The organism is Xanthobacter autotrophicus (assembly GCF_029991245.1).
GTDB classification, from domain to species: Bacteria; Pseudomonadota; Alphaproteobacteria; order Rhizobiales; family Xanthobacteraceae; genus Xanthobacter; species Xanthobacter autotrophicus_C.
Window position 1 is genome coordinate 1 of the sequence record NZ_JAIVFO010000204.1, and the last position, 5,953, is coordinate 5,953.

Genomic DNA, 5,953 nt, shown 5'->3' on the forward strand with positions numbered 1-5,953 from the left:
CCCCCAAAACACCCCCGGGCCGCCCGCATCCTGACGTGGCCCTTAATGCAAACGCGCCAAAGGCCGCCAAGCCAGGACGGCCCCAAGGCAAGGCCGGCACGACGTCGACCCGCGCTCGGCCTCACCCTCACGCTTCGATCACTCCGGATGGCGCAGCGCCCGGCCGGGCAGAACCTGCTGCGTGATCCAGTTGGCGATTTCGCGGGTGCGCACGTCCTTGGCGATTACCGCGCCGTCGATCCCATGGCGCCAGGCCAGCGCGGCGTTGCCGGGCTCGCGCTCGAAATGCTCGAGATCGGCGATGAACGCGGCTTCCTCGTCCTCATCCATGAAGAAGCCTTCCGCCACCAGCGATGGACGAAGGCGCCGGAAGATGGCCGCCATCTCCCGGAACGGATATTCGGGGTGATACTGCACCCCCCAGCACCGCGCGCGACCGCACTGGAAGGCCACCGCCTGGACCTCGGAATGATCATTGCTCGCGAGGAGTTGGGCGCCGTCGGGGAGGGTCTCCACCTCGTCGAGATGCACGGTCATGGCCTCGAACACCGCGGGCTTGCCGGCGAACATGGGATGCTGCGCTCCCGCAGGGGTGGTGCGGATGCGCCGGCCGAAGCCGACTTCCCGGCCCCTGGGATTGCGCCGCACCGCACCGCCCGCCGCCACGGTGAGCAGTTGCAAGCCCCAGCAACTGCCGAAGATCGGCACATCCGTGGTGAAGGCGGCCCGCATGAGGTCGATCTGTTGCGAGATCTCGCTGCCGCCATGATAGATGTTCAGCGAGGAGCCGGTGATGGCGATGCCGTCATAGCCGTCCAGCCCACCGGCATCGGGCAAGCTGGCTCCGGGATCGGCCGGATAGCAGATGTCCACGGTCACCTGCCCGGGAAAAAGCTCCCGCAGCAATTGTGCGTAGCCCTCGCTTGCGGCCTGGCCCCCGAATGTCACCTGGCGGGCACGGGCTTCCGCGGTGTTTCCTTCAACGACGAGAAGGCGGGCGGCGGGCATTGGCATCCTTGGGGCTGGGGTCGGAGGACCCAAGGATAAGGTGCATTTTGACGAAAACGAGAAACGCTCCTCCCCATCGCGGCCGGTCGAGCCACACCGCGACCCGCTCGGCACCGGCCCATGGGGGGCGTCGGCCCCTCAGATGCGGCGGCTGCGGGATTCAATCACCAGCAGATAGCCTCCGGAGGCGATGACGACGCCTGCGCCGGCAAGGGTCCAGGCGCTCGGCACCTGGCCGAACACCAGCCAGCCCAGCACAATCATGGCGATGATCTGGGTGTAGATATACGGTGCTAGCGTCGCCGCGGGTGCTCGTCCATGGGCGAGAATCAGCAGGAAATGGCCGATGCCCGCCACCGTGCCCAGCCCCAGCATGGCGCCGATGACGAGGGGATCGCGCGGCGTCTCCCACACGAACGGCAGGGGCAGGCTGGCCGCCACGGAACCGACCAGCGACGAATAGAACAGCGTCGTCGCGCTCGAATCGCTGGTTGCCAGCATGCGGGTGGTGATGGCGTAGAGCGCATAGGTGGCGGCGGCGCCGAGGGAGAGGACGGCGGCGGGATGAATGCCCCCGGCCCCGGGCCGCACCACCAGCAGGATGCCGGCGAAGCCGACCAGGATGGCGCACCAGCGCTGGACACCCACGCGTTCGCCCAGCATGGGCCCGGCGAACAGTGCGACGAAGAATGGCACTGAGAACATGATGGACACGGTCTGGTCCAACTGGAGCACCTGCAGCGCCGTGAAATTGAGCGCGGTGGTGAGGAACAGCATGGCCGAGCGACCGATCTGCAGCAGCGGCCGGCGCGTCTTCATCAGGCCCTGCACGGTCCAGGGATTGAACACCACCAGTGAGCAGGCAAAGTGGATGATGTAGCGTGCCCACACCACGATGAAGACGTTGGTGTGGCCGCTCAACCATTTGGCCGTGGTGTCGGTGACCGCGAAGCTCGCCACCGCGACGCACATGAGGGCGATGCCGGCGAAAGGCGCATGAGCCGGGGTGGGCGATGGGGCGTGCGCCGGAACGGCTCGGTCTTCTTCCGGCACACGCATGGACAACCCCGGTTTCAGTAGGTGGCGCGTCCGCCCGAAAGGTCGAACACGGCGCCGGTGGTGAACGAGCAATCGGCCGAAGCGGCAAACGCAATGGTGGCCGCAGCCTCTTCCACGGCCAGGAATCGCCCGCGCGGAATCTTCGAAAGCATATAGTCGATGTGCTGCTGGCTGAGCTGGTCGAAAATGGCCGTCTTTGCCGCAGCGGGTGTCACGCAATTCACTGCGATGTTGTATTCCGCCAGTTCCTTGCCCAGCGACTTGGTGAGGGCGATGACCGCCGCCTTGGAGGCCGAATAGGCGGAGGCGTTGGGATTGCCCTCCTTGCCGGCGATGGAGGCCACGTTGACGATGCGGCCGTAGCCCGTCGCGATCATGTGCGGTGCCACGGCGCGGCAGCAGAAGAAGGGGCCGTCCACATTGATGGCCATCACCTGGTGCCAGGCGTCTTCGGGGTAGTCCCACAGCTTCATGTTGGGTCCGGCGATGCCGGCATTGTTGACGAGGATGTCGATCTTCCCGAAGGCGGCGATCACCTCGGCGACACCATGTTCCACGTTCTCGCGGCTGGTCACGTCCACGGTCACGGGCATGACGCGGGCGCGGCCGAGGTCGTCGGCGGTCTTAACGGCCAGCTCCGTGTCGCGGTCGAAGATGGCGACGCGGGCGCCGGAGGCGATGAAGCGCTCCACCACCGCGCGGCCGATGCCCTGCGCGCCGCCGGTGACGATGGCGATGCGGTCCTTGAGGTCGATGGCGTTGGACATGTTTCCCCCGTCCTGAGCGGCCGTGCCGGCCGTTGTTGGTGACGGAAGGCGGGACCCGCCGGGATTTCACCCCCGCGCAGGTCAGCCTCCCAACTCGAACACGACGCAGCCGGTCGCCTGTCCCGTTGCGGAAAGGACGAATGGTCAGGTGCGTCGCAGTCCATCCCGAACGCCCGCGTCGGACGTTGGATGCCTTGCGCGCAGTTTGTCTCTAATCGATTGAAATAGCCAGACCGTCTGTACCGGTTTCAGGAAGACGGACGCGGGTGTCCGGAGCGGCACAGCCTGAAAGTCATGGCGGATCGCCGCAACGACGCCGGCGAACCACCGATCCCGTCACTCTTCAAAAGGCAGGGGTTGAGTGCTTCCGGATGGAAAACCCACGGCGTCCATCCCGGCCCGGCAGTTCCCCTGAAACGGCCTGCGGGGCAGGGCCCTCAATTGTCGTCGTCGTCCTCGCCGAGGTCGGGCTCGTCGTCGATGCCGCCGTCGGCGCCGAGGCGGTGGGCGAGGTTCTTCTCCACCTTGCGCAGCAGCTTGCGCAGGCGCTTCTTTTCCTTGTTGTCGAGCCCGGCCACCATCTCGCCCTCGAGCTGCTCCCACACGCTGTCGATGGAGGCGCCGCGCTCGCGGCCGGCCTCGCTGAGGAAGACCCGCACCAGCCGGCCGTCGCCGTCGGTGGTGCGGCGCTCCACCAGGCCCTGGGTGGTGAGGCGGGCGATGGTCTTCGACGCCGTGGGCGGGCGCACGCGCAGGGCGCCGGCGAGGTCGCCCATGGTGCGGCCGTCCTGCTCGCACAAAAGCTTCAGCACCGCTTCCTGCCCTGGAAACAGGCCCAGCGTCGCCAGCAGCCGCGCCGACAGCGCCTTCTGCAACCGCGCGGTATGGGTCAGCCGGTAGCCGATGGTCTTCTGAACCGGATCCTTCATATCATCCCCCACCCGCCGACCCTGAACTCCAGCCCGCAGCCCGTCCCCACGGCTCTTGGCTGCAGGGGGATGCTCCGGCCGTCTCTGCGGCGGGCTACTTATCCACACGCCGGCTTACAATTTTGCGAAGGTCGCCCATCTATCTGGTGCGCTGCACGGCTTTCTGCCGCGCGCGGCCTGTTTCGTTCCTCTCCCGCGGCGTGCGTGCCTGCGCTTGACAGGTGCGCGCCCGCGTCGCTTGGTTCGCCCATGACTTCTTTCGTCCAACAGGACAATGCCCCGAAAGCTGTCGCCGGAGCATCCGCCATCCAGGCGCGGCGCGAGGCGGACGATCCCCACTCCCCGGTGGCGCGCTTCGGCGCCGGCAAGCCGCTGAAGCTCGATGCGGGGGTGGAGCTGTCGCACCTGCAGATCGCCTACCAGACCTATGGCGAGCCCAATGCGGCGCGTTCCAACGCCATCCTGGTGTGCCACGCCCTGACCGGCGACCAGCATGCGGCGAGCCTCAATCCCGTCACCGGCAAGCCGGGCTGGTGGGAGACGCTGGTGGGTCCCGGCAAGCCCATCGACACCGAGCGCTTCTACGTCATCTGCGCCAACGTGCTCGGCGGCTGCATGGGCACCACCGGGCCGGCCTCCACCAATCCCGTGACCGGCCAGCCCTATGGGCTCGACATGCCGGTGGTGACCATCCGCGACATGGTGAATGCGCAGGCGATGCTGCTGGACCATCTGGGCATCGACAAGCTGCTCTGCGTGGCCGGGGGCTCCATGGGCGGCATGCAGGTGCTGCAATGGGCGGCGAGCTATCCCGAACGGGTGTTCTCGGCCCTGCCCATCGCCACCGGTGCGCGCCATTCGGCGCAGAACATCGCCTTCCACGAGGTGGGCCGGCAGGCGGTGATGGCCGATCCCGACTGGCGCTCCGGGCGCTATCTGGCGGACGGGGTGACGCCCCATCGCGGGCTCGCCGTGGCGCGCATGGCGGCGCACATCACCTATATGTCGGACCAGTCCCTGCACAACAAGTTCGGCCGTCGCCTGCAGAACCGCGAGATGCCCACCTTCGGCTTCGACGCCGACTTCCAGGTGGAAAGCTACCTGCGGCACCAGGGCGAAAGCTTCGTGCAGCGCTTCGATCCCAATTCCTATCTCTACGTGACCCGCGCCATGGATTATTTCGACCTCGCCGCCGACCATGGCGGTATTCTTGCCAACGCCTTTCGCGGCGCGAAGACGCGCTTCTGCGTGGTCTCCTTCACCTCCGACTGGCTGTTCCCCACGGAGGATTCGCGCGCCATCGTCCATGCGCTCAACGCCTCGGGGGCGAACGTGTCCTTCACCGAGATCGACAGCGACAAGGGCCACGACGCCTTCCTGCTGCACGAGCCGGAACTCACCGCTATCACCCGCGGCTTCCTCGACAGCGCGGCGCGGGCCTTCGGCCTGCCGGCCGCACGGCAGGCCTGAGATGGCGCTCCGGGAAACGGCGCTCAGCGAACCGGTGCTGGACGAGGGCGTGGTGCGCCTGCAGGGCGGCCGCGTCGACCTTGTGGTCGTGGCGGAGATGGTGGCGCCGGGCTCGCGCGTGCTCGACGTGGGCGCGGGCGACGGCGAACTCTTGGAGCTGCTCGCCACCACGCGGGGCTGCGACGCGCGCGGCATCGAACTGTCCCGCGAGGGGGTGAATGCGGGGGTGGCGCGCGGGCTTGCCGTGGTGCAGGGCGACGCGGATGTGGACCTTGCCCACTATCCCGACGACGCCTTCGATTATGTGATCCTCAGCCAGACCCTGCAGGCCACCCGCCGCCCGCGCTGGGTGCTGGAGCAGATGCTGCGCATCGGCCGCCGCGCGGTGGTGTCCTTCCCCAATTTCGGCCACTGGCGCTCGCGGCTGGACCTCATGGTCAACGGCCGCATGCCGGTGACCGACAACATGCCCATCTCCTGGTACGAGACGCCCAACATCCACTTCTGCACCATCCGCGACTTCGTGGCGCTGGCGGAGCTGCTGGATGCCCGCATCGAGCGGGCGGTGGCGCTGGATTCGTCCGGCCACCGGGTGCGGGTGAACATGCCGTGGTGGGTGTGGAACCTGCTCGGCGAGCAGGCGGTGTTCCTGCTGACGCGGAAGGGGTAGGGCAGGGGACCGGCTCGGCTCCCTTTCCCGCTTGCGGCGGAGGGCTGGGG

At 67.6% G+C, this 5,953-nt stretch carries 6 protein-coding genes; 2 read left to right on the forward strand and 4 right to left on the reverse strand.

The window, feature by feature from the left end; genetic code table 11:
* Positions 1–138 precede the first annotated feature (138 nt).
* The 4 genes from K9U41_RS21350 to K9U41_RS21365 form a co-directional block, all read right to left on the reverse strand.
* Positions 139–1,008: a type 1 glutamine amidotransferase gene (locus K9U41_RS21350; protein WP_282642858.1), complete on the reverse strand. Its 870-nt coding sequence runs from the start codon at positions 1,006–1,008 to the stop codon at positions 139–141.
* A 138-nt stretch (positions 1,009–1,146) separates the two neighbouring features.
* On the reverse strand, positions 1,147–2,067 hold the full coding sequence (locus K9U41_RS21355; RefSeq protein ID WP_282642859.1) for a DMT family transporter: 921 nt from the start codon (positions 2,065–2,067) through the stop codon (positions 1,147–1,149).
* A 14-nt stretch (positions 2,068–2,081) separates the two neighbouring features.
* Positions 2,082–2,834, reverse strand: a complete 753-nt coding sequence (locus K9U41_RS21360; RefSeq protein WP_282642860.1) for an SDR family NAD(P)-dependent oxidoreductase — start codon at positions 2,832–2,834, stop codon at positions 2,082–2,084.
* Between the two features lie 437 nt (positions 2,835–3,271).
* Positions 3,272–3,763 carry a MarR family winged helix-turn-helix transcriptional regulator gene (locus K9U41_RS21365; RefSeq protein WP_149578214.1) on the reverse strand — a complete coding sequence of 164 codons (492 nt, stop codon included), beginning with the start codon at positions 3,761–3,763 and terminating at the stop codon, positions 3,272–3,274.
* Between the two features lie 249 nt (positions 3,764–4,012).
* Here K9U41_RS21365 and metX point away from each other — a divergent pair, with 249 nt between their 5' ends.
* A complete protein-coding gene (metX, locus tag K9U41_RS21370; protein ID WP_282642861.1) occupies positions 4,013–5,233 on the forward strand; it encodes a homoserine O-acetyltransferase MetX in 1,221 nt (406 codons plus the stop codon).
* Position 5,234: 1 nt separating this feature from the next.
* Positions 5,235–5,903: a methionine biosynthesis protein MetW gene (gene metW / locus K9U41_RS21375; RefSeq protein ID WP_282642862.1), complete on the forward strand. Its 669-nt coding sequence runs from the start codon at positions 5,235–5,237 to the stop codon at positions 5,901–5,903.
* The last annotated feature ends 50 nt before the right edge of the window (positions 5,904–5,953 follow it).

Excerpts from the sequence above, each read along its gene's own strand:
- K9U41_RS21350 (WP_282642858.1), bottom strand. The coding sequence starts at position 1,008 with ATGCCCGCCGCCCGCCTTCTCGTCGTTGAAGGAAACACCGCGGAAGCC.
- K9U41_RS21355 (WP_282642859.1), bottom strand. The coding sequence starts at position 2,067 with ATGCGTGTGCCGGAAGAAGACCGAGCCGTTCCGGCGCACGCCCCATCG.
- K9U41_RS21360 (WP_282642860.1), bottom strand. The coding sequence starts at position 2,834 with ATGTCCAACGCCATCGACCTCAAGGACCGCATCGCCATCGTCACCGGC.
- K9U41_RS21365 (WP_149578214.1), bottom strand. The coding sequence starts at position 3,763 with ATGAAGGATCCGGTTCAGAAGACCATCGGCTACCGGCTGACCCATACC.
- metX (WP_282642861.1), top strand. The coding sequence starts at position 4,013 with ATGACTTCTTTCGTCCAACAGGACAATGCCCCGAAAGCTGTCGCCGGA.
- metW (WP_282642862.1), top strand. The coding sequence starts at position 5,235 with ATGGCGCTCCGGGAAACGGCGCTCAGCGAACCGGTGCTGGACGAGGGC.